Source organism: Xenorhabdus budapestensis (assembly GCF_017743015.1).
In the GTDB taxonomy this organism is placed as follows: domain Bacteria; phylum Pseudomonadota; class Gammaproteobacteria; order Enterobacterales; family Enterobacteriaceae; genus Xenorhabdus; species Xenorhabdus budapestensis.
This window is the reverse complement of sequence record NZ_CP072455.1, coordinates 3,001,032-3,024,881: the sequence shown is the minus strand read 5'-3', so window position 1 is coordinate 3,024,881 and position 23,850 is coordinate 3,001,032. Positions and strand designations below refer to the sequence as shown.

Sequence of the window (23,850 nt, the reverse complement as noted above, 5' to 3'; positions counted from 1 at the left end):
CTTTCCTTTTTAATCCAGATGCCGGCGGGTTTTCCATGCAGTCAGGCCGATAAACACGATGGCACTGGCAATCAGAAACAGCAAGTTTGTGATTAAAACGGTGACGACATTACCTGCTAAAAATAACGTCTGTAAGCTGCTGACAAAATAACGGGCAGGAACGATATAAGTGAATACCTGAATCAAAGCCGGCATGCTGTTAATTTCGAACACAAAGCCGGATAGCATAACCGCTGGCAAAAAGGCGGTATTCAGGGAAATCATCGCAGCATTAAACTGATTGCGTGTTACCGTTGAAATTAATAATCCCATTCCCAAAGCTGTAGCAAGATACAGACTGGAAATCAAAGCGAGTATCCAAAGGGAACCATGATAAGGAATATCCATAATAAATACGGCAAATACCATGCAAAGCACCATAACGAAAGAGCCCAGAATCTGATAAGGCAATAACTTAGAAAGCAACAATTCGGTTCGGGTAACCTGGGTGGATAAAAGGGCTTCCATTGTACCTCGTTCCCATTCACGAGCGACAACCAGAGAAGTAAGGATTGCGCCAACGACTGTCATGATAATTGAAACAGCACCGGGAATTAGGAAATGTTGGCTGATAGTGGCAGGATTAAACCAATAGCGAATTTGCATCTCAATCAATGGCGTCGTTGAGCTCCCACGATCTTGCCCTTGTTGCTGTAACCAGATTTGCCAGATACCTTTAGCGTAGCTTTGCACAAAATTGGCTGTATTCGGTTCACTACCATCTGTGATTACCTGAATCGGAGCATGATCGCCAACACGGGCAAGTCGGGCATCGAAATTAACTGGAATAACAATAATGCCGCGGATCTCATTCGCCTGTATTTTATTGATTAAAAGTTGACGATCATTGCTGATTGTAGCATCAATATAAGGCGACCCTATAAATGCGTGCACCAACTCGCGGGCATCTTCGCTTTGTTGCTCCATCAAAATTCCGAGGCGAAGTTTGCTGGAATCAAGGTTAATTCCATAACCAAAAATAAACAGCAATATGAGTGGAATAACCACAGCAATTAAGGTACTGCTGGGATCGCGGATAATCTGTTTGCTCTCTTTAATACAAAGTGCTTTTAATCGCCGCCATGAAAAACTGACGGCTTTTTGAGTAGAGGGAGTAGGGGCAGGATGATTCTGTTCAATGCCACTCATTGCGGCTCCTTATCATAATTCACCACGAGATCGATAAAAACATCTTCCATTGAAGGGTTAGAGCGGTCAGTGGTCGATATTTGCTGCTTCAGCTCATCGGGCGTACCTGCTGCAATTAATTTTCCCCGAAAAACTAACCCGATACGGTCACAATACTCTGCTTCATCCATGAAATGTGTCGTTACCATCACAGTCACACCTTTATCCACCATACCGTTGATATGTAGCCAGAATTCACGACGAGTCAATGGATCAACACCCGAAGTTGGTTCATCCAAAAACAGAATATCCGGTTCATGCATCAGAGCGCAGGCGAGGGCGAGGCGCTGTTTAAAGCCGAGTGGCAGACTGTCGGTAGTTTGGTGCAGAATTGGTCTCAGACTAAAAGCACTGATCATATCTGTCATTTTTTTCTGTTGATGGCGGCCACTCAAGCCATAAACACCGGAAAAGAATTTCAGGTTTTGTTCTACTGTTAAGTCACCATAGAGTGAAAATTTTTGTGCCATATAACCAAGACGCTGGCGAGCTTTACCTGAACTGGTTTTTAAATCCATATTCAGTACCAGCGCATTGCCGTGAGTAGGGAGCATTAATCCGCACATCATTTTGAATGTCGTCGATTTTCCGGCTCCGTTTGGCCCCAGTAAGCCGAAAATCTCCCCACGTTTCACCTGAAAATTCACATGATCTGTTGCAGCAAAATCCCCGAATTTTTTCGTCAGGTTACGGGCTTCTATTACGATTTCTGTCGGATTCGGTGGGATTTGAGGCATGATTTCTGCCAGCTCTGAGCGGTGGGAAGGACCACCACCTAAGAGGTCGATAAAGGCATCTTCAAAACGTGGCTCGGCATCCAGAATCTCTACATCGGGTAAACCTATTTGCTGAAGTAACTCATCTTTATCTGCATCAGCTTTTAAAATTAAGCGGAGATATCTGCCCTGGATCACTCCATCAGTCACTTGTGGCAAGGTGAGTGCGTGTTGCAGCGTTTTTCGGCGGGAGTCTGGTTTGATATCAAGCAGAAAAGAGCGTCCGACAATACTTTGGGTTAATTTCTGTGGTTGGCCGCGATAGAGTAATTCCCCCTGATTCAATAACAAAACATCAGGGCATAACTCAGCCTCATCCAAATAAGAGGTGCTCCATAAAATCAACATTCCATCGGAAGCGAGTTCATGCACCATCTGCCATAATTCCCGCCGGGCAATGGGATCTACGCCGACACCGGGCTCATCAAGCAATAACACTTTTGGGCTGCCGACCAATGTACAGGCAAGCCCCAACTTTTGTTTCATTCCGCCGGAGAGTTTACCTGCCAGCCTGCCAGTAAAACGTGTTAAGTCAGTGAAGGTCAGTAACTTTTGGAAGATGGCTTTTCGTTCTTCTCCGAGTACACCACGTAGATCAGCATACAAATTGAGATTTTCTAATACGGTTAAATCTTCATATAGACCGAACTTTTGCGGCATATAACCAAGTTCAGAACGTACTTCAACACTGTCCTTAATGGGATCAAGCCCCATGATTTCAATATTGCCATTATCAGGTTTCAATAACCCTGCTAACATTCTTATCAGTGTGGTTTTTCCTGCACCATCCGGGCCGACAAGTCCTGTGACAGAACCCCCGAAGATTTCTGCATTCAGATGGGATACAGCGGGTTTTTCTAACCCTGAAAAAGTTTTCTCCACACCGTTCAGTTTTATCGTATATGCTGAACTGGTCATATTCAGCCTTACTTGTGTGGCTCAGTAAAACGTAAGGTGACAGGCATTCCTTGTTTCAATCCCTCATCGGGATCGCTGACAATAATGCGCAATCGATAGACCAGATCGGTTCTTAAATCCGGGGTTTCAACATTTTTCGGGGTAAATTCAGCGGTCGGAGAAACAAAGCCAATTCTGCCGTGATAGGGTTGGTTTTTCCGTCCATCGGTATAAATCAGGATATCGCGTCCTGCCACTGCCTGATTGAGATTAGGCTCATTAATGTATGCTCTGATCCAGACCGGATTAGTCAGTGATAGCGTAAATACTGTATTTCCGGCAGCCAGAATTGTCCCTGGCTCAATGGCTCTGGTAAGAATAATTCCGGCGGATGGTGAAATGAGGTGGGTATCTTGTAAATTGAGTTCAGCTTGTGCGACAGTTGCTTCGGCCTGTGCGAGTTGTGCTTTAGTGGCGGCGATTTCTTCTTTGCGATATCCCGTTTCAAACTGAAGTAATTTATCTTTTGCGGCTTGATAAGCGGCCAATGCCTGGCGTTGCCCTGTTCTGGCATTTTCCAGATCATTGGCTGAGATCATTTTACGTTGCCATAATTCCTGTTGACGTTTCAGAAAACTATCGGCAAAGCGGAATGCTGACTCTTTTTGAGCAACTTCGGCGCGTACCTGAGCGATTTCTTCAGAGCGATAACCAGTTTCCGCTTTGGTAAGATTTGCCCTGGCTGTATCGCGATTTGCTTTGGCTTGATTCAATGCATTATTAAAAGGGGAGTTATCGAGTTGACCAAGGAGTTGCCCTGCGGTGATGGTCTCTCCTTCATCCACCAGCAGGTTTTCTAATTTACCACTGACCCGAAAGCCAAGGTTGACAGTTCTGACATCAACATTGCCATATAGGGTTAACTCTTTGTCATTTTTCTCCTGATAATAATAAATGCTAATAACACCGATAATCATGACGATCGCCAATAGGACAAGAGCAAACTTTTTAGTGTTCATACTACTATCCCTTATGCGTTATTAAATTTTAAAGTTACGCTGTTTGTTGGTTATTTTTTTCGCAACCCATTAAGCAAAACATTAATGTGTTGAGTCAAAACTTGGTTAATTAATTCGTATTCTTTGCTGCCAATATTATCCCAACCGGTTTGGCGCAATAGTGCTTCTCGTGCCAACCGGAAAGAAAGGATCTCGCCTAGTAAGGCATGAGTATGGATTTGTGTTGAAATTTTTCCTTCATCAGCACCGATATAATAGGCGATCAACTTATTCAGGCGAGAGTAAATTGGGGCAAGCCCTTGTTCATGGATGACGCTATAAGCTTCTGTCGGTGTCAATTGCTCATGTGACATAATGCGACTGAGATTCAGACTGCTTTTATCGAAAATAAGACGGTTATAGCTAATCAAGCCTTGATGAATAAATGCCAGTATTTGGTCTTGTGAGTAAGGTTGGGGGGTGGTGATAAAAAATTGGTCAATGGTTTTAATCAGCAGAGAGAATTCGGTTTTTAGTCTATCTGCAATATGGTGTGCGACAGCAAGGTATAACCCTTCTTTGGAACCAAAATAATAAGCGATAGCAGCGATATTCTGTTTTGCGTGTTGGGCAATATTACGAGTGGTCGCACCTTCCAGGCCTGATTTACCGAAAATTTCTAATGCAGATTCAAGAAGTTGCTGTTTAGCATGTTCACCTCGTGAAGTCTGAGCCGTTTTTGCTGCCATGTTAAGAAATATCCTGTGATAAAAATTGCTGAAATGGTTATAAATATATCAATCGTATGATTAACTTTAAAGCTATAACCACTGGATTTCAAGATGCAGTCAACAAAGCTTAATTTGCACGACAAAGAGTATAAAACAGGCTGATGTAAATTTACTTGTGTGCTCATGCTGTTTGAAAAAACATATCTGTTATAATGCCACGCTTATGGTGCATTGCAGTTTGTGTAATTTCTTTTGCGATTTATCGCGTCTATTTTTTCTTCCCATAAAACTGCCCCTGAATTGATATCAGGAATGGTGAAGTCTGGAGTATTTCTTATTTATGAATTTTGAGTCACTCGGCTTGAAGGCTGATATTTTGCGTGCCGTTCAAGAACAAGGCTATGCAGAACCTACCCCTATTCAGCAACAGGCAATTCCTGTTGTGCTATCTGGTAAAGATCTCCTGGCCAGTGCCCAGACAGGAACGGGGAAAACGGCGGGCTTTACTTTACCTGTCTTGCAGTTATTGAGCGAATCTCCCATTCAATCCAAGAGCCGCCGCCCGGTCAGGGCATTAATCCTGACACCAACCCGTGAATTGGCCGCACAAGTCGGTGAAAATGTGCGTAATTACAGCAAATACCTCCGATTGCGTTCATTTGTAGTATTTGGTGGTGTTAGCATCAATCCACAAATGATGAAATTACGTGGTGGAATAGATATTTTGGTCGCCACACCGGGTCGTTTGCTGGATCTGGAACATCAGAATGCCGTGGACTTATCCCGTGTGGAAATTTTGATTTTGGATGAAGCTGATCGCATGTTAGATATGGGATTTATTCATGATATCCGTCGGGTACTGAATAAACTACCCGCTAAACGTCAGAACTTACTGTTTTCAGCTACATTCTCTGATGAAATCAAAAATCTTGCTAATAAATTGCTGCGTGATCCGGTTAGTGTTGAAGTCGCTCGCCGTAACTCGGCTTCTGAACAGATCGACCAGTCTGTCCATTTTGTGGATAAGAAACGCAAGGGAGAATTGCTTTCTTACATGATTGGCAGCCAAAACTGGCAGCAGGTATTGGTGTTTACCCGCACTAAACATGGTGCGAACCGTCTGGCAGAACAACTTAATAAGGATGGTGTTACTGCGGCGGCGATTCATGGTAATAAGAGTCAAGGGGCCAGAACTCGTGCATTGGCCGATTTTAAAACAGGCCAGATACGTGCGTTGGTCGCAACGGATATTGCTGCTCGTGGATTGGATATCGACCAATTACCTCACGTTGTTAACTATGAATTACCTAATGTTGCAGAGGATTACGTACATCGTATTGGCCGCACTGGTCGTGCAGAAGCAACAGGGCAGGCAATATCACTGGTGTGTGTTGATGAGCATAAACTATTAAAAGATATTGAACGCTTGCTGAAACGGGAAATTCCACGTATCGCGCTCCCTGGCTATGAACCCGATCCTTCCATCAAAGCGGAGCCTATCCAGAATGGACGCAACGGGCGCAGTAATCAATCCCGTGGTCAGGATCAGCGAAGCAGTAACAAACAGGATGACCAGCAACATCATAGTCGCAGCCCACGTGGCAAAGGTTCACCATCACAGCAGCGCCGTTATCGCAGGTCGGTCAAAGCGGCAGCAGGAGAGTAAATTCCATGCGTGTTTTGCTGGCTCCGATGGAAGGGGTTTTGGATTCATTGGTTAGGGAGTTGTTGAGTGAGGTCAATGAGTATGACCTTTGCATTACCGAATTTTTGCGTGTAGTGGACAGCTTGCTGCCAGTGAAATCTTTTTACCGTTTATGTCCTGAATTGCATCATCAGAGCAGGACTCCATCGGGTACGCCGGTCAGGATACAGCTTTTGGGGCAATATCCTGAATGGTTGGCTGAAAATGCGGTCAGGGCGGTGGAATTGGGATCGTGGGGAGTTGATTTAAATTGTGGTTGTCCTTCCAAAACAGTTAATGGTAGTGGAGGAGGGGCCACATTACTGAAAGATCCTGAACATCTCTACCGTGGTGCTAAAGCCATGCGGGAAGCTGTACCGGCAGAATTGCCGGTTACAGTCAAAATACGTCTGGGGTGGGATTCTGATGCCCGTCAGTTTGAAATTGCGGATGCTGTCCAGCAGGCTGGTGCAACGGAATTGGTTGTGCATGGGCGTACTAAGGAAGATGGCTATAAAGCAGAATGCATAAATTGGCAGGCGATTGGAGAGATCCGCCGACGCCTTACTATTCCGGTGATCGCTAATGGTGAAATATGGGATTGGCAGAGTTCACAGGAGTGTATCAAAGTTACCGGATGTGATTCGGTAATGATTGGACGTGGTGCGCTGCATGTGCCAAATCTAAGCTGTGTTATTAAATATAATGCAACGAAAATGGCATGGCATGGGGTGCTCCAGCTCCTGCAAAAATATATCTGGTTGGAAAAGCAGGGAGATACAGGTTCATATCATGTCACACGTATCAAGCAATGGCTTGGTTATTTACGTAAAGAATATGGTGAAGCTGATGAATTATTTATGCAAATCAGAGCATTAAAAACTTCATCTGCTATATCTGAAGTTATTTCTTTAGCCGTAGAGAGTAATGTGTACGCATAAATAATAAAGTGACAGTATATTTTTGTTATACATCTTTCTTCACTCTGTGTATTGGACGTGAAAATCTGACTCTATGGTAAACGAATTAATCGGTTGAATTTTAATATACCGAGGTTATTCAGAATCACCGAAAATACATGATAAAGTCATTGGTATTTTTATCGAAAGAGTACCTTATGTGTAAGGTCAATCTGTATGTTGAATACATGACCTTACTCTATAATTCACTGAAGGAAATGATAATGAAATTAGAAACACTGTCCATCCATGCCGGTTACTCACCTGACCCTACAACCAAAGCCGTTGCAGTCCCGATCTATCAAACAACGTCCTACTCTTTTGATGATTCTCAGCATGGTGCTGATTTATTTGATTTAAAAGTTGAAGGCAACATTTACACCCGCATCATGAACCCAACCAATGATGTATTGGAAAAACGTATCGCCGCTTTAGAAGGAGGAATTGGGGCGCTTGCAGTTGCTTCTGGTATGGCGGCAATCACTTACGCCATCCAGACGATTACTGGCTTGGGAGATAATATTGTCTCCGTAGCAAAATTGTATGGCGGAACTTATAACTTACTGGCACACAATTTCCCGAATATTGGGATTGAAGTTCGTTTCGTTGATCATAACGATCTTACTACCCTTGAAGCGATGATTGACGAAAAAACCAAAGCCGTCTTTTGCGAAACCATCACCAATCCAAGCGGGAATATTATTGATATTCAGGCATTAGCTGATATTGCCCATCGACACGGCATTCCTCTTATTGTCGATAATACTGTCGCAACACCTTATTTGTGCCGCCCATTTGAACATGGCGCAGATATTATCATTCATTCCCTGACCAAATATATCGGCGGTCATGGAACTTCTATTGGTGGAATAATTGTTGATTCAGGCAAATTTTCTTGGGCAGAGCATCAAGATCGTTTTGCGGTTTTAAATACGCCGGATCCTTCCTATCACGGAATAAACTATATAGAACATTTTGGTTCCGCGGCATTTATCGCTCGCTGCCGTGTCGGGCAACTGCGTAGCACTGGTGCGGCACTTTCCCCTTTTAATGCCTTCTTGATCTTACAAGGTCTTGAAACATTGGCTCTTCGTATGGAACGCCATACTGAAAATGCTCTGAAAGTTGCTCAGTATCTGGAACAACATCCTCAGGTTTCCTGGGTTAAATACGCAGGATTGCCGACACACCCTGAATATGATTTGGCTGTTCATTATATGGATGGTAAGTCTTCTGCTATTCTATCTTTTGGTATCAAAGGAGGGGAAAAAGCAGCGATACACTTTATCGATGCTCTGCAATTGGTTATACGTTTGGTCAATATTGGTGATGCAAAATCATTGGCTTGTCATCCGGCATCCACAACTCACCGCCAACTGAATGATGAAGAATTGGTAAAAGCTGGAGTGTCACGTGATCTGATCCGCTTATCTATCGGAATCGAACATATCGATGACATTATTGCTGATCTTGCACAAGCACTGGATACAGCAAAATAATTTTCAATATTATTTGAATAAAAGCCTAAATTGGATAGGCTTTTATACTGCTATGAAAATATGTAGATTTTGATGATAAATAAGATTATTTATATTAATTAATCCATTTTTTGATTTTTTATCTTATTCTGGTTTTTTATGAATGTTATTTATGATGATTTTTGTCGATCTACAAGTCTTATTATTTGCAAAAATTAGGATTGACTAATTTATAATAATGTTTAATCTGGCAAAATTAATACTGATATTAAATTAATTAGTGCCGATTTTTAATGTCAGTCAATTCTATAAATATCACTAATTACTTACAATTATCTTATCTTTTACTATTTGAAATTCTTTTAATTAGTGTCTTAAATTAGGACGTAGAATTAAGAAACTTTCAGTAAGATCACCCCATAGCTATTTTTAGCTCTTAACTAATATTAACTCTTAATTAACTAATAAATTCAGGAGGTTGAATATGGGTATCTTGTCATGGATTATCTTTGGTTTAATTGCCGGAATTATAGCGAAGTGGATCATGCCGGGAGATAATAGCAGTGGTATCATTATGACAGTGATTCTTGGGATCGTTGGTGCGGTTATTGGCGGCTATATCAGCACTTTCTTTGGTATGGGAAAAGTAGATGGTTTTAACCTGGGAAGTTTCTCTATTGCAGTTATTGGCGCATTAATCGTTCTATTTATATACCATAAAGTTTCTAACTAATCGATTGGCAAAAGTAATAGGTTTCATATGGTTGATATCATATGTTCGATAGAAAAAAGGGGTTAAAAAAAGGCATGATACTTTAATGCCCTTTCTTATTTCGGTGTGCTTATAATTTATTAAACAGCTCTCTACCTTTCTAATGGAAGACTATTATCTGCTCCCCATTCAGCCCAGGAACCATCATATAGTCCTGCTGTTTTATAGCCGATTATATCAAGCCCTAAGACTAAAACGGCTGCTGTCATACCAGAGCCACAACTGGTAATAATTGGTCGATTTAAATCGACGCTTTGATGTTTAAATATTTGCTCGATTTCATCTGGTGATTTATAGCGACCATCCTCAATTAATGCTGTCCACGGGACATTTTTAGAGCCAGGAATATGACCCATTCTTAAACCGGGACGCGGCTCTGGTACTTTGGCCTGAAAACGATCTTCTGCTCTGGCATCAATAAATTGTGTCGGCGTATTGCTTTGCAGGGCATCCAGGATCTGTTGTTGGGAAAAAACATATTCAGGCGTAAATTGAATATTGAATTTCTGAGGCTGATGGCTGACCTCTCCTGATTCCGTTGGATAATCCGCCTGTTGCCAGCCTTGTAAGCCACCTTCCAGAATACGGATATGCTGAGCACCAAAAATTTTAAACGTCCACCATGCTCGAGGGGCAGAAAACATATTCCCCTGATCGTAAATTACTACCAAATGATTTTCACTGATCCCCATTGCACTGACAGCCTGTCGGAAAGTTTCTGGCTCCGGTAGCATATGTGGTAATTCGGTCTGGAGATTAGCTATTTTATCAAGATCAAAAAACTGGGCGCCTGGGATATGGTTCTCCAACCACTTCTGATAATAATCGATAGTTTGGGTTGGCATGGGAGCACTGGCATCAATAATAACGACATTCTCATCATTGAGATGTTCACTTAACCACTGTGGAGTCACAAAATATTCATTGTTCATAAGCTTCCTCATCTGATGTGCAATGTCGGATATTGTATGCATTATGTTGTTCAGTTCAGATACTGATAAGTTTGGGGTTGTAATAAACTTGAAGATGTATTGATTACTATTGTTGTTCCGTTGGTGTAGTGTGCTGTTGTACTGCTTCCTGCTGTATTTGCTCTTGCTGTGCTTGTTGAGGTTCTTCTGTTGACGCTGTTGAACGGTTATACATATTCATTCCTGCTAAAATAATGCCGCCAATGGAGCCAAGAGTGGATAATACGATAATAATAAGCAGGATTTTTTTCATCTTTGTTCTCAATAACGTTCTTAGTTATAAGGTTTTTGTCACATAGAAAGCCAGCAGTATATAGGCTTCTGCATTCCAGACAAGCGATATACCCTTCACTTTTCAAGATGCAACAGGAAATCTATTGGATATAAGCAGTTTTCTTGTTTTTATAATGGAAAAGCTGGAAAGCCGTTTCCAATAATTACGATATCAGGCTGATCTGATAGCAACTCTGTGGGAGAATAGCGTTCCAATTTTTATGCAGCAAAACTCATGGCACTTTCCAATTCAATAAAAACTCAAATCAGCCAATGGTATAAGGCACTATCCATCCATATCAATGGCTTCGTTCCAAGAGCTCCACAGCGCCAGATGATTGCAGAAGTAGCAAAAACATTGGCAGATGAAGAAGGGCGGCATTTAGTGATAGAAGCACCAACCGGTGTAGGAAAAACGCTGTCTTATCTTATCCCTGGTATTGCTGTCAGTAGGGCGGAACAAAAGCCATTAGTGGTGAGTACAGCCAATGTCGCTTTACAAGATCAGATTTACAGTAAAGACCTACCGTTATTGCGAAATATTATTCCCGATTTGAAATTTACCGGGGCTTTTGGTCGTGCGCGTTATGTTTGTCCTCGTAATCTGGAAGCTATTTGTGCTGCTGATGGAGAGCAAATTGATTTGATGTTTCTGGTGGAAGATCAGACAACGATTGCCAATAGTGAGGAACGGGAGCTGTGCCGCAGTTTACGTAATGATTACACAACTTCTGTCTGGGATGGTTTACGTGATCACCATAAACTGGCATTGTCGGATTCGCTGTGGTCAAAGATCAGCACGGATAAAATGAACTGTCTGGCGAGAAATTGTCAGTTTTACCATCGCTGCCCATTCTTTCTTGCCAGAAGGGAGATCGAAGATGCCGATGTCGTGGTTGCCAATCATGCTTTGGTTATGGCAGCACTGGAAAGTGAATCTGTCTTACCGGAAGCTAAGAATCTGCTGCTGGTTTTGGATGAAGGACATCATGTTCCCGATGTTGCAAGGGACTCACTGGAAGTTGAAGGGGAAATCACACTATTTCAGTTAAATGGGCAACTGGATTCGTTTGTTCGTCATGTAGAACAGTATTTGCTTCAGTTTCGCCCGGCAAAACCACCCACTTTAGCCAATATTACCCGTTTGCAGGCACACTGTGAAAAAATCTGTGAATGTTTTAAAGAACTGTCGGATATCACACAGGTGTTGTTGCCTGAAAACAGTGAAGTGGAAGAATATCTGTTTGAATTGGGAAAACTGCCGGATAACTTGCTGTTGTGTTGCCAGCAACTATTCAAACTTACTGATGGATTACGCAGCTTATCTGAAGCGATTTTAAGTGATCTTACCGAGCAAACAGCCAAACAGGATATTGTCAGATTGCACCGTGCTATCTTGCAGACTAGCCGGACATTAGGTTATTTCGAAAATATGACGAAACTGTGGCGATTGGCTGCACAGGAGGAATCTTCCCACGCCCCGATATCAAAATGGTTAACACGCCGTTATGAGAAGAATCAGTCTCATCTCTACTTTCATTGCGCAGGCATTCGGGTAAGTGAACAATTAACTCAATTATTATGGCGAAATATTCCTCATGTTGTGGTGACATCGGCAACATTATGCTCCCTGAATAGTTTTTCCCGTATTCAGGAGCTGACGGGGTTACATGAAAATCATGATGATCGTTTTATTACGTTATCATCTCCTTTTGAGCATGTGCGGCAAGGGCATCTGATTATTCCTAAGATGACAGAAGAACCCACAATTCATAATGAAGTGAAACATCTTGAGGAGATGGCTCGTTATTTTCGTGCACAAGTTTTGCTGGGCAAACATCAGGGGATGTTGGTGTTATTTAGCAGCCAACGAGCAATGGACGGTTTTCTCACTTTCGTAAAAGATTTACGACTAATGTTATTGGTACAAGGAGATCAGCCGCGATATCGACTGGTGGAAACCCATTGCAGGCGTATTGATGAAGGGCAGGCGAGTGTTCTGGTTGGGTTACAATCCTTTGCAGAAGGGTTGGATCTGAAAGGCGATTACCTTTCACAAGTGCATATCCATAAAATTGCTTTTCCACCCGTTACAAATCCCGTCATTATCACTGAAAGTGAATGGCTGAAATCTTTGAAGCGTTATCCGTTTGAAGTGCAAAGTCTGCCGAGTGCTTCTTTCAGTCTGATCCAACAAGTGGGGAGATTGATACGCAGCCATGAATGTTATGGGGATGTAGTGATTTATGACAAACGGTTATTAACCAAGCGTTATGGTTCCCGATTGTTGAATGCGTTACCTGTATTTCCGATTGAACAGCCCAAAATACCCTCGGAAGAAGAATTGGTGCGGATAAAAAAGGATAAATAATAAAAGAGTTAATATTATTTATCCTTTAAACAGAATTTTATGGATAACCGCTATTTATCCTACTTTTTTCAGGAAGCAGGTTTTTAATACTAATCCTTTGATCTTATCGGCATTACATTCAATTTCATCTTCCCGATTGGTAAGACGAATATTCTTAATTAATGTACCGCGTTTCAATGTGTTAGAGGTTCCTTTGACCTTCAGATCTTTGATGACCTGGACTGAATCACCATCATTCAGCAGTGCACCGTTAGTATCTTTGACTTCGATATCCATCGTATATAATCCTCATGTTTATTTTTAGAACAGACAGTATTATAAAGAGAAAAGTAATTTTTTAAAGGTTAGTATGATTTTTTACGCTATAACTTCTATTTTTAGATATTTTTAATAACAAAAAAGGCCGTGCTAACGGCCTTAACATTATGAAAGGATACTCTCTATCTCATTGCTCAATATTGGCTTCAATAAACCATAAAAATTTGTCGAGATCACGGGAAGCAGCAGTGAACATATCTGCTGTGTCTTCATCCTTTGCATCAACAATAGCCTGATGGATATCATTGGCAACGATAGCATAGCGATCTGCCAGTGCTTTTAAGTGATCTTGCACATCATGAATATCTGTTGGATAACTTTCTAGCCGAGTCCCTTTATGAACATCCTGAGTCGTCCCCAGTGCAATTCCCCCTAATTGCACTACACGTTCTGCAAAAGTATCGAGATGCTCAACAAGTGTGGTACGGAAATCATCCAGCATTTGATGAATGGCAATAAAGTTTCTGCCGCGTATATTCCAGTGGGCTTGTTTGGTCATCAAAGACAAATCAATAAATTGGATCACCATATGGTTCAGGGTGGAAATAGAACTTTGCTTAATACCCTCATCAATATTATTACGGGTGTAAATCAACTTAGAGGGATTTTTTCTGATAAATTTTGCTGTACTCATCGTAATGCTCCCTTAATTTAAATTATACCCATAGTCTTTCAGGTCTCAGCTCCTCTAGCTGTATCTTGAAATCCAAAAGGTATAACGAATTATCTTATTGGATACATTAAAAGTAGCTGATCATTTATCAGAAGTCATATTGCTTTATTCTATCAAATTGATAGTTGATAAAAATATCATTAATCAAAACCGGATAATACTAAGTTCGCCCGGCCTTGAGGAATTATGCAATATTATTAAAATAGTTTATTCAACCTTTTCGATTTTGGTCTTCTGTTTCACGGTGGAAGTAGAACCAATTGAGGCACAGATAATGCAGAAAAGGGCGAGCCATTGCGTCGTAGTTAAGTGCTCATTCAGGAAAATGATACCTGACAAGGCACCTAATGCAGGTTCCAGACTCATTAAAGTACCAAATGTTTTGGCAGGTAAGCGGGTAAGCGCAATCATTTCCAGTGTATAGGGAAATGCAGTCGACAAAATGGCAATCCCCAAAGCAACGGGCAACAATGAGACATCAGACAGGAGTTCCGGGCCGGTTTGGATTAACCCCACTGGAAAGAAAATCAAAGCAGCAATTAATGAACCGATCGAAACCGTTGCAGCACCATAGCCTGCACCGGCACGTTGACCGAAGATAATATAGAGCGCCCAAAAAAAACCTGCTCCTAATGCATACAAAATACCGATAGGATCAAGTGTGCTGACGTCATCCCCGATAGGTAACAGAAAACCTAATCCGGCAATGACCAAAGCGATCCAGAGAAAATCCTGTGGACGACGTGAGGAAAACATCGCAACAGCAAGAGGGCCGGTAAATTCAAGTGCAACGGCGATGCCAAGAGGAATTTTGGAAAGTGCCATGTAAAACAGATAATTCATTCCACCGAGTGAAATGCCGTAGGCAAGGAGAGGGATGATTGATGACCGCTGAAATTTCAGACGCCAGGGCTTAAAAATCAGGAATAAAATCATTGTCCCCAGTGCAAGTCTCAGAGCTGTTACACCAGGAGCACCAATGACATGAAATACTGTTTTGGCTAATGATGCACCAGCTTGAATTGATATCATTGAAAGTAATAATAAAACGATAGGAAGTAGAGGAAAAGATGCCGCCCGATGTTTGGAAAGAGACATTTGCAGAAAACCTCAATTACAACATGTTATTTAGGAGTGTCATCTTCGCAGCGAAATAATCAGAACTCAACTGTATTATATGTTGTATGATCATTAAGCTAACGTATAATCAGAAATTAAAAAAATAATAATGTGGAGTTTAGACATGAAAGAGACTGTTGTGATGAGTTCATCAGAAAAAAATGAGGCAATAAAGAGCATTGCGGTTTATTGTGGTTCAAGCTTGGGAGCATCTGAAATTTACAAAAAGAATGCCATTATTTTTGCAAAAGAGCTTGTTAAACGTGGTATTACTTTAGTGTATGGTGGTGCCAGTGTAGGAATTATGGGAACAGTTGCAGATACAGTATTACACGAAGGAGGTAAAGTTATCGGTGTAATTCCGGCATTGCTGGAAGAACGCGAAATTTCTCATAAGAATTTATCTGAACTTCATATTGTGGAAACCATGCATCAGCGTAAAAATAAAATGATTGAACTTGCTGATGGTTTTGTTGCATTGCCCGGTGGTTTTGGCACATTGGAAGAATTTAGTGAAGTCTTTACATGGAGTATGATTGGCCTTAACAGCAAACCATGTGGCATCCTGAATATTAATAACTTCTATGAACCTCTGATCTCTATGATTAATAAAATGGCGGACGAGCGGTTTTTGCAGGAAAAATATCGTAATATGGCGATTATTGAGAAAAATCCTACCGTATTACTTGACCGTTTTGAACATTATGTAGTGCCTTCAATAAAAACTTACAATTAATACTGATATTAGGAGCACAGGCATGATAATAAGAACAGCCTCTATGCAGGATCTTGATGCTATTTCATCACTCTACAATATATTATTCAGTGAAATGGCTGCATTGCAGCCAGACCGATTGAGAGATGTGGAACAGGATAAAGAATTTATTATTTCCAGCATGAATGCAATTAAATTTAAAATAATAATAAAAAACAAATAATTATGTTTGTTATTTTCCTGTATTAATTAAAAATGTACTAATATATGTACAAACGAAAACAATATACATAACCTGCAAGGTAAGAAGACGAATGGTTTAACGGAATACTGGTTTTTTGGGTAAATATAATTCCATTGTTTATTTTCCGTACTAAGGCTGATAGCATGAACTCTGTTACAGCTTTGATGTATCTTCAAAACGTTAAACAAGGTTTATTGTTTGCTGATTCCCTGCTAATTGGGATTGAAAAGTTTGATGCAGAATATTGCGAACGCGCTTCATATAACAAATATTTATGATGACGGTGAGTTAGACAGAAGCTCAACTATGAGAAATCTTCTCGTAGTTCAAAGTGAGGGAAATAGGAAGGTTTCCAGAGAAATATTCCACAGTTAGTCCACAATGGTAATATGATAAATCATCAATAAGGTAATCCTATGAAAATAAATAAGGTTATAGACAAAATGCTTGCCTTTTGCCTTACTAAAGGCGTTCAGCCTGATGAGTTAGTGACCGCTATTTTCGAGAACGAATATGATAGTATCGAGACTCTGAAAAAGAAAAATTATATTAATGTGATTGTCACGTACAAAGATTGTGATGAGCATGATGAAAGCATCATAAAAATGAAATACATTTATAATACAGATAGACAGCTATTAAGGGTAGAGCAAAAAATAAACTCCGGTAATTATCAAGTTCAATGGGATAGAGAATCCACTTTAGATTTAATCCTAAAAGAGTTACTGGAGCTTTTTGAGTCAGAACAGCAAACGATAAATTTAATAAAAGACCAAATTCCAGCTGAACTTCGCGGCATTATTTACCCAAAACTAAAGCTAGCTTGCTAACCTCCTCTTAGCCCTCCCCACGAGGGCTTTTTTGTACCTGTCACCCCCTCCTCACTTCGGCGGTTCCGGCCATGCGATATCGGGGGCAGTGGAACAGTCGACCCGGTTGAGCAACACACGGTATTTGCGCCATTCGGTTAAGGCAGCTTTCTCTTCGCTTGTGGCCATGTCAAGTTCAACAGCGTCCTGTAACGGGGCTATCGCATTGGTAGCCTGTGACATACGATAACGCTTCTCTGATTCGGCCTGTTGCTGTAGTTCCTCCGGTGTCGGTGGAGGCGGGTCTGCCAACATGGGTAAACCATTCTCATCAGCCACAATCTGCTTCCCGTTTGCCTGTCCTTTAAACATCTGGTTGTGCAACTCATCACTGACAGGTTTGAGGTCATCAGGATAGTCACCGGGTTCTGAATACGGCCGGTAAACAAAGCCCGATGCTGAGGCGCTGTAAAAATAATCATAATCTCTGTTGAATTCGGGTTTTATTTTTTCAATACCCATTATTACCTCCCAATTGCCCACCATGCCACTGGATGTCCGCTGTTATTCCCATCTACAGTTTTTGTTGATGCATAAAATTGATGATTATTCACTGGATACCCAAATGCGTTATCTATATTAGACCCCTGCGAGGTATTATTTGTTACGAATACGTGAAAACATTCAACAGGAAACGCCCGTGGAAAATTAAAATTCCCGCCACTCGAAGCAAGCTTTCCCCATTGAAGAATGATGCCTGTTGTAGGGTCCAGCCACCAACCCTGACTGTCCTCCATAAATTTAGCTGACGGTTTTTCGGCAAGCCTGTCATTCAACCAGTGACTCAGCCACCCATTCCCCCACTGGGTTCCACGAATATCTCCCCACGGAGTCAGTGTCGCAGTCCCTGCCAAAAAACCGTCATCAGCACTCATTTTCCCCTTTGCTGAAATATCCTTCTGAACTGAAAGATTTCCCTGAGATGAAATATCACCATTCACTTCTCCTCCGGTACGGCGATCCAGTGAATGATGCGCCCTGTCCACCGTATCCCGCAGCCCAAGATTGTTAATGAACGCTGCTTTATCCTCGATATCTGCCCCGTTCTGCGCTTTGTCGAGCCGACTGTTGGCGTTGTCGTTGGCATGGGTCACTAATTTCTGACTGGCGGCCAGTGAACCGGATTGGCCGAAACTGTCAGTCAATGCCACCTGAGAATCAGATACCAATTTTCCTATTGCCTCAGACAACTGGGCGTCATTGGTCTTATCCGGCTTCATTCCGGCTTTCAGCAACACGTTAATCATTTCCCGTTGCACGGTATTAAACCACCCTGACTCTAAAATAGTCGGCGGTATACCCGCTGCAACATTCCCGTTGGTGTATTCACCGTTACTGTCCGCGGTGTTCGTAATATCACCGATTTTTTGCATCGCTAATCCTCACTCAATAAAAGTGATAAAAATGAAATGAAATTGAAATTTATGAGGGTTACTGGACGTAACCGAACTGAAGGATTGTGTGAGACGGGCTTATCCGTTGAAACTGGCATTCGAGCTTTTTATTGCCCCATGAACGCAACGGATCACCACAATAGCTGCCGCCTGCCACAGCGTAATTTATCGTGGTCGCCGGGGCATTAATGCGCCAGACAAACGGCCAGTCACCGCCATTTAATGCGTCCCCACACGCAGACATGCCTACTCTGGCCTGCCGAAATTCCGTAATGGTAATGTGAAATCCCAGTTCTGCCGCCAGTCCGATAAAATAGGATTTGGACTGACCGCCTGTGCGTAATAACTTTGAGACTACCGATTTTTGCCGCAATGAGATACTGTCAATTTCCCCAATGGCGCAGTCATCCGGCAACCCTAGCGATTTTTCCCACTCCGGTAACATGATTGTTGCGGTTGCCGGGAAGCTGCCTTCCAGTAATGAATGCGCATCCTGGTCACTGCGGTGACAGCTCCGGGCAAGCGCCCGGATGACCTTACTGATAGCCGACTCCGGGCGCCGCGTCCACGCCATCCCGGCAGGTAACAGGCCATTTAGTGCCGCGGTATAATCCGCCACGCTATACTGTTTCATGTGTATTTCACCTCGCCCCGTACGGGTAAGTGACCAACCGGTAAGGCAATATTGTCTGCCGGTGATGTGATCACAAATCCTGCTGTGCCCGGTACGCCCGCAATGGCATATTGCAGTTCAGATATCAATATGCGCCCGGAGCCATCCGGGTTACCGTTTTCAAACAGTACGTTATCAATCGCCTCATTAATACGCTCCGTCACATCGGTACTGATATGAGAAAGGCCGTGGAGGGTAAAATCAAGCCGGAATTTTATCGGCGATAACACCCAGACTAAGGCAGTGACCGGTTGTAAGGTAAAAAGAGCATCAGCCACCCTCATCTGATCTCCGGTGGCATGCACTGCATACGGTTCATGGGATGACACGCCATCTGTGCCGATAGGAAAACCGCCATGCGTATTGTTATCACACATAATATAGACACCGACTGTTCCGGCCCCGGCTGCTCTTGGTCTGACCCAGACCCGGGTAATGCCCGGCACGGACAGCGCCCACTGTTTATAATCGTCATCAGAACCGCCCTGTGGTGTGCCCTGATAGGCGAGTAACATACGGGAACGAAAATCCGCTTCATTCTCAATGTCTGCCCCGCCCGTAATGGGCATAATCGCCGTCCCTTCAACATCAACCCCTGCCAGACTCTGATCCAGCGTTAATACCGCACCCGCTGGTGCATTCCCTGCCGCACCGCCACCCGAATCATCCTCGGTACTTTCCGGTAATAACGCAATCAGGCTGGCATTTCCCTGTCCATTGGCAGCAATGCGGATCTCAGTCAGAGTTTGATACTGATACCCATCCCCCCGGTTAAGTCTTGTCCCGGCAGGGATGATAGTTCCTGTCATCCCTGTAAACTGATAGTGCTCACAGTGAGCCGCTGTTGCCGGTTTGCGAAAAATCTTCTTTAACGCCGCCCATCCAGACAACCATTCATCCGTGGCCGTAAACGGGGTAGTCTGCCTGGCGATATAGTCAAGGTAACCGTAATGCAAGTGCGCCATACCTGCATCCATATCTGCCAGTACGCCCATGTTGGAAAAGCGCAATAACGGGCCGGTTTCCTGTAATTCTGATTGTAAATAACTGCGGTTCTGTGCCCGGAGTTCAGTGAGTGTTTTTCGTTTAAAGGGCATTTTCTTGCTCCCAGACCCAAAAAAAGCGTAGATCCTCGTTATCCCGCCCCGGACGCTGATAACGGATTATCATATTCAGCCGATTGGGCCAGACAATTTGTGTACGGATATCAATCGCCGCGGCCACGCCATCATCCAGCATCCATTGCAGCGCCTCACGGGCATAATCCTCAGCCGCCAACGCGACAGGGGGGGTTAGTTTCTGCCGATGTAACAACCACAGCCGGGAACCTATCTGATAATCAGCCCCATTGTCACCCCACCAGCCGCGACGGTCAGTACTCTCTATATCATCGTCAGGCCGTGCCTGCCGATCCGTAAATAAACTGATAATGATGGCCGTTTGCAGATCATTCCCGGTCACCAAATCCCCGCGTCCTGCCAGCCAGTCAGCATGAATATTTTTGATATCCCACCAGGAAGTGATATCACTCATTTGACGGTTTCTCCGGTTATCTGACTGGTGACCGTCGCATCGCCGGATTTCACACCAGACACGGGATGCGTATGACGGTTATAGGCATCACGTAACTGTTTCATGGTCGTGGTGTTACTGTTGCAGTTATCAATGACATCGCCGGTCACTTTCAGTACCGGAGTATTCAGCAATACTTCGGTGGAGGCATTGACAGTGACTTTTGACGCATTATTGACGGTGACCGGCTGCCCTTTCGCTTCAATGGTGATCCCCGATGCCGTCAGCAGGATATGCAGCCCCCACTGGTTGTACACCACCACTTCACCGGGATTTAACCCTTTATGCCGGTATTGTTGGTGATTGCTGCCAATCACCACGGCATTAGAGCGGTCACCACCTAAGAACGCCAGTACGACATCGGTGTCGGCAGGTAACCCGGATGAAAAACCAAACTCGGCGATCCGGTGCGTGTTGTCCCGAACTTCCATCGCGGTTTGATACTGTACTTGCTGGATAACCCCTTTATCATTACAGGTAGTTACCCTGCCTAAACCGAGCATCATCATTGCGCGGCGATTTAAATTTCTAATGGCTTCCATCATGTGAATAACCTCCGTCACGCATTTCCATGATTGCATCGTAAAATTCATACGGTTGTACGGCAAACGCTGCCGGCGGCATCAGGGTCAGTTCTGCCCGTGTGCCGTCATCTTTATTACGAACATAAGACACTTCAGATAACAGCCATTGTTCGGATTCCAGCCCGAATACCGGTAAATGGATCGGGATCAGGGTATTGGGCGTCCACAGTGTCCCGCTGACATCCCGCCAGCTATCAACCAAGACTTTGAGTACTTTAGAGCGGCCATAACGTCGGTTCATTTCCCAGTTAATCGCGTCTTGCTGTTTTCCCCAGGTATGCAAAGTACTTTCGATAATAGTGACGTAATTGCGGTAGCGCATCTTTTCCGCTTCCGGATCTTTGGCTGTCGCAATCGTCACCACGTCATAACCTTTTCCTGCCGACAGTTCACTTAACCCGCTGACATTCATCGACAGGCCGATGTACTCTGAGAACCGCTCATTCATGGCGGACTGGTAATCTGCCTGCTCAATGTTTTTCCCCTGCGCTACACCACTGGCAGCCACTTTGTCACTGACACGGGTCAGAAATAAATTGCCGTCTGGTGTGTCGTAATACAGCAGGGCAGACCAGCGAGTAATGCGGTCAATGATTTCCTGTGAAGACTCCCCCCAGTTCAGGGTGAATTGCGGTACGGCTTTCATATCAGTCACATCCGATTTCACTTCAATGCCGTACCATTGCGCCAGTTTTTGAGCAATTTGTAATGCCGTCGCCGAGGTAATCACGTTGTTCGGCCATTTTGCCGAACAATCAACCAAATCCTGACATTTACCGCGTCCGGTCACCCGTATCTGGTGAGTGCTTTTGTTAATGGACGAATTCCAGATATCAATATATCCCGTCATCACTGGATCATTCCCCAGTAATACCTGACAGGACTGACCCACTTCCACCTGTTGCTTCTGATCGCTGCCGGGATAATAGTCCATCAACATCAGTTCAAAATCAGACGGCAACCGTTCAATGCCCCGTGTTACACGGACACTGTCCCAGCCATAAATAGCCTTGCCGGCAATCACTAATGACAGTTCATCGTTTTTTTTCATTGTCTCAGCGCCTTAAATCGGGTAGGCATAAACGCCGGATGACGGGGATTAGTCGCCTGTATCAGTTCATTACTGCGTCCGGCATCCTGATAAATCCGGTTAGCTACCGTCAGTGCCGGTAACACCGCGGGCAGACTGAACTGGGCTAACCGTCCGGCTTCTGCGCCTTTCAGTACTGCACTGGTTATAAACTCATCCCGTAATGCCATCAGGGACTGATAAATCTCATCCATACTTAAATCACCGGCCATCACTAAGGCCGTATCCAGCGCATGACATACCCTTTTCTGTAAATCATGGGCTTCCTGATTGTTTGCCGGGGTAAACTCACTGGCGACCTGTGCCATTGCACCCGCCGACAACACCACCAGTAACAGAACGGTCATTTCAGTCACATGCCGGTCAACCGTGCCTTGCTGGTAGCGGGTATTCTGAAAGGCAGCAAGATGCTCAAAGATAGCGGCTTTCTCATCAGTACTGCCTGCCGACTGGATAATCGCCATCACCGCATCACCGGCTGCCTCGCTAAAGACTTCCACGGTCGGGGCAATATTCAGGGCTTCAAGGCTGCGGGCAATGGCTTTACGGCCCATCACCACCTCAGCGGTGGTTTTCTTCACTATCTCAGCCTCATTACGCGATTTATCATCCCGTGACCGAATTCCGGTTGCCCCTGATACCGTACCGCCAATTGTCCCGCGCTGATAACGGCCATAACGCTCACTGCCGAAAGTGGTTTTCAGCATATCGCTGAGGTTGGTCACCTCATCCACCGAACGGGTCACCATCCCCACCCATTGATTGGCGGTTTGTTTGATGATCCGCATCCCCTGTACCACCGAGCGGATTTCCCCCCTCACCATTGAGACATATTTCGCCAGTGTGGTCGTGTAGACTTTCAGCCAGTTTTTCTTTACCTCAGTGGCGGATTTGGTGCTGTTGGTGACCGCAAAGACTTTCAGGCCGGACTCAATCACCGTTAACGTGAACTCAAACACCCGGCCCGATTCCGCGCTCTCAGTCATACGCAGGCCACTTTCTGTCACACTGACGGTCAGTTCACCCAGTGTCGGATGCACCAATGTCCCCGCAGATCCGGTTTCACAGGCCGCCACCAGATTCTTTCGCTGTGTGATGACATCCGGGGCGTCATAAACCGCACTGTTCTGAATGATAAACCCCCGGATCGTTATCCTCCGGGTCGCCCGGCCCAAATCTTCCAGCCAGGCAGTATCACGGTACGGGTATTCATGTACAGCCTGACGGCGGCCAAAGACACTTTCACCGGATACCACCGCAAACGGCACACCACGAAACGAGGCAGGGTGTAAATGTTCTGACCATTTCCATGATGAGTCATTGCCGCCACCCAGCAATGAGGAAATGGCATCTTTAATAAAGGCCATACATGCTCCTCTTAAATTTGGACATAAAAAAACCGCACGAGGCGGCTAGGATTTGGGGTTCACTTCACGGGGCGGGTTAGTTATTTTTTAGATGG

Annotated in this window: 25 protein-coding genes; 8 read left to right on the top strand and 17 right to left on the bottom strand. The window is 43.9% G+C overall.

The features are described from left to right. Nucleotides 1–9 precede the first annotated feature (9 nt). From HGO23_RS13205 to HGO23_RS13190, 4 genes are read right to left on the bottom strand one after another with little or no spacing between them, the layout of a single operon-like run. Nucleotides 10–1,188, bottom strand: coding sequence for an ABC transporter permease (locus HGO23_RS13205; RefSeq protein WP_099134562.1), 1,179 nt, complete (start codon nucleotides 1,186–1,188; stop codon nucleotides 10–12). Further along, entirely contained in the window at nucleotides 1,185–2,921 is a 1,737-nt protein-coding gene (locus HGO23_RS13200; RefSeq protein ID WP_209026948.1) for an ATP-binding cassette domain-containing protein, read from the bottom strand. The genes HGO23_RS13205 and HGO23_RS13200 overlap by 4 nt, the downstream gene beginning before the upstream one ends. 8 nt (nucleotides 2,922–2,929) lie before the next feature. Further along, entirely contained in the window at nucleotides 2,930–3,919 is a 990-nt protein-coding gene (gene hlyD, locus HGO23_RS13195) for a secretion protein HlyD (protein WP_209026947.1), read from the bottom strand. 50 nt (nucleotides 3,920–3,969) lie between these two features. Beyond that, on the bottom strand, nucleotides 3,970–4,647 hold the full coding sequence (locus HGO23_RS13190; protein WP_209026946.1) for a transcriptional regulator: 678 nt from the start codon (nucleotides 4,645–4,647) through the stop codon (nucleotides 3,970–3,972). 322 nt (nucleotides 4,648–4,969) lie between these two features. On the opposite strand from HGO23_RS13190, the gene rhlE reads away from it, so the two are divergent. From rhlE to HGO23_RS13170, 4 genes are all read left to right on the top strand, one after another. Continuing rightward, nucleotides 4,970–6,295, top strand: a complete 1,326-nt coding sequence (gene rhlE / locus HGO23_RS13185) for an ATP-dependent RNA helicase RhlE (RefSeq protein WP_209026945.1) — start codon at nucleotides 4,970–4,972, stop codon at nucleotides 6,293–6,295. Between the two features lie 5 nt (nucleotides 6,296–6,300). After that, nucleotides 6,301–7,254 (top strand): tRNA dihydrouridine(16) synthase DusC, encoded by a 954-nt coding sequence (gene dusC, locus HGO23_RS13180; protein ID WP_099134567.1) that lies wholly within the window; start codon nucleotides 6,301–6,303, stop codon nucleotides 7,252–7,254. A 242-nt stretch (nucleotides 7,255–7,496) separates the two neighbouring features. Then, entirely contained in the window at nucleotides 7,497–8,771 is a 1,275-nt protein-coding gene (locus HGO23_RS13175) for a bifunctional O-acetylhomoserine aminocarboxypropyltransferase/cysteine synthase (RefSeq protein ID WP_099134568.1), read from the top strand. A gap of 463 nt (nucleotides 8,772–9,234) precedes the next feature. Beyond that, nucleotides 9,235–9,483 (top strand): GlsB/YeaQ/YmgE family stress response membrane protein, encoded by a 249-nt coding sequence (locus HGO23_RS13170; protein ID WP_099134569.1) that lies wholly within the window; start codon nucleotides 9,235–9,237, stop codon nucleotides 9,481–9,483. 131 nt (nucleotides 9,484–9,614) lie between these two features. Here the strand turns inward: HGO23_RS13170 and sseA are convergent, their stop codons facing one another. Beyond that, on the bottom strand, nucleotides 9,615–10,454 hold the full coding sequence (gene sseA / locus HGO23_RS13165) for a 3-mercaptopyruvate sulfurtransferase (RefSeq protein WP_209026944.1): 840 nt from the start codon (nucleotides 10,452–10,454) through the stop codon (nucleotides 9,615–9,617). Between the two features lie 106 nt (nucleotides 10,455–10,560). Continuing rightward, a complete protein-coding gene (locus HGO23_RS13160) occupies nucleotides 10,561–10,746 on the bottom strand; it encodes a hypothetical protein (RefSeq protein ID WP_209026943.1) in 186 nt (61 codons plus the stop codon). Nucleotides 10,747–11,001: 255 nt separating this feature from the next. Here HGO23_RS13160 and dinG point away from each other — a divergent pair, with 255 nt between their 5' ends. After that, nucleotides 11,002–13,137 (top strand): ATP-dependent DNA helicase DinG, encoded by a 2,136-nt coding sequence (dinG, locus tag HGO23_RS13155; RefSeq protein WP_209026942.1) that lies wholly within the window; start codon nucleotides 11,002–11,004, stop codon nucleotides 13,135–13,137. 54 nt (nucleotides 13,138–13,191) lie between these two features. Here the strand turns inward: dinG and HGO23_RS13150 are convergent, their stop codons facing one another. The 3 genes from HGO23_RS13150 to rhtA form a co-directional block, all read right to left on the bottom strand. Beyond that, nucleotides 13,192–13,413, bottom strand: coding sequence for an alkylphosphonate utilization protein (locus HGO23_RS13150; protein WP_099134573.1), 222 nt, complete (start codon nucleotides 13,411–13,413; stop codon nucleotides 13,192–13,194). Nucleotides 13,414–13,582: 169 nt separating this feature from the next. Further along, complete coding sequence (gene dps, locus HGO23_RS13145; RefSeq protein WP_099134574.1) at nucleotides 13,583–14,089, bottom strand: DNA starvation/stationary phase protection protein Dps; 507 nt, start codon at nucleotides 14,087–14,089, stop codon at nucleotides 13,583–13,585. A gap of 246 nt (nucleotides 14,090–14,335) precedes the next feature. Next, on the bottom strand, nucleotides 14,336–15,226 hold the full coding sequence (gene rhtA / locus HGO23_RS13140; RefSeq protein WP_209026941.1) for a threonine/homoserine exporter RhtA: 891 nt from the start codon (nucleotides 15,224–15,226) through the stop codon (nucleotides 14,336–14,338). Nucleotides 15,227–15,371: 145 nt separating this feature from the next. Between rhtA and HGO23_RS13135 the strand changes: the two genes are divergently transcribed. The 3 genes from HGO23_RS13135 (at nucleotide 15,372) to HGO23_RS13125 (ending at nucleotide 17,036) form a co-directional block, all read left to right on the top strand. Beyond that, nucleotides 15,372–15,983, top strand: a complete 612-nt coding sequence (locus HGO23_RS13135) for an LOG family protein (RefSeq protein WP_099134576.1) — start codon at nucleotides 15,372–15,374, stop codon at nucleotides 15,981–15,983. 22 nt (nucleotides 15,984–16,005) lie between these two features. After that, nucleotides 16,006–16,185: a hypothetical protein gene (locus tag HGO23_RS13130; protein WP_209026940.1), complete on the top strand. Its 180-nt coding sequence runs from the start codon at nucleotides 16,006–16,008 to the stop codon at nucleotides 16,183–16,185. Between the two features lie 437 nt (nucleotides 16,186–16,622). Then, entirely contained in the window at nucleotides 16,623–17,036 is a 414-nt protein-coding gene (locus tag HGO23_RS13125) for a hypothetical protein (RefSeq protein ID WP_209026939.1), read from the top strand. Between the two features lie 51 nt (nucleotides 17,037–17,087). Here the strand turns inward: HGO23_RS13125 and HGO23_RS19720 are convergent, their stop codons facing one another. Genes HGO23_RS19720 through HGO23_RS13085 form a run of 8 tightly spaced genes read right to left on the bottom strand, consistent with a single transcriptional unit; the run spans nucleotide 17,088 to nucleotide 23,755 of the window. Then, nucleotides 17,088–17,537 (bottom strand): tail fiber assembly protein, encoded by a 450-nt coding sequence (locus tag HGO23_RS19720; RefSeq protein ID WP_280529521.1) that lies wholly within the window; start codon nucleotides 17,535–17,537, stop codon nucleotides 17,088–17,090. Nucleotides 17,538–17,539: 2 nt separating this feature from the next. Next, a complete protein-coding gene (locus HGO23_RS13115) occupies nucleotides 17,540–18,448 on the bottom strand; it encodes a gp53-like domain-containing protein (protein ID WP_209026937.1) in 909 nt (302 codons plus the stop codon). Nucleotides 18,449–18,506: 58 nt separating this feature from the next. After that, nucleotides 18,507–19,103 (bottom strand): YmfQ family protein, encoded by a 597-nt coding sequence (locus tag HGO23_RS13110; protein WP_209026936.1) that lies wholly within the window; start codon nucleotides 19,101–19,103, stop codon nucleotides 18,507–18,509. Beyond that, nucleotides 19,100–20,239, bottom strand: coding sequence for a baseplate J/gp47 family protein (locus HGO23_RS13105; RefSeq protein WP_209026935.1), 1,140 nt, complete (start codon nucleotides 20,237–20,239; stop codon nucleotides 19,100–19,102). Before HGO23_RS13105 ends, HGO23_RS13110 begins: the two co-directional genes overlap by 4 nt. Next, the gene (locus HGO23_RS13100; protein WP_099137534.1) at nucleotides 20,229–20,675 is read right to left on the bottom strand and encodes a phage GP46 family protein; all 447 of its coding nucleotides are present in this window, start codon (nucleotides 20,673–20,675) and stop codon (nucleotides 20,229–20,231) included. Before HGO23_RS13100 ends, HGO23_RS13105 begins: the two co-directional genes overlap by 11 nt. Then, nucleotides 20,672–21,259, bottom strand: coding sequence for a phage baseplate assembly protein domain-containing protein (locus tag HGO23_RS13095; RefSeq protein ID WP_209026934.1), 588 nt, complete (start codon nucleotides 21,257–21,259; stop codon nucleotides 20,672–20,674). The genes HGO23_RS13100 and HGO23_RS13095 overlap by 4 nt, the downstream gene beginning before the upstream one ends. Beyond that, nucleotides 21,243–22,349: a phage baseplate assembly protein gene (locus HGO23_RS13090; RefSeq protein WP_209026933.1), complete on the bottom strand. Its 1,107-nt coding sequence runs from the start codon at nucleotides 22,347–22,349 to the stop codon at nucleotides 21,243–21,245. The genes HGO23_RS13095 and HGO23_RS13090 overlap by 17 nt, the downstream gene beginning before the upstream one ends. Beyond that, on the bottom strand, nucleotides 22,346–23,755 hold the full coding sequence (locus HGO23_RS13085; RefSeq protein WP_209026932.1) for a DNA circularization protein: 1,410 nt from the start codon (nucleotides 23,753–23,755) through the stop codon (nucleotides 22,346–22,348). The genes HGO23_RS13090 and HGO23_RS13085 overlap by 4 nt, the downstream gene beginning before the upstream one ends. Nucleotides 23,756–23,850: the final 95 nt, after the last annotated feature.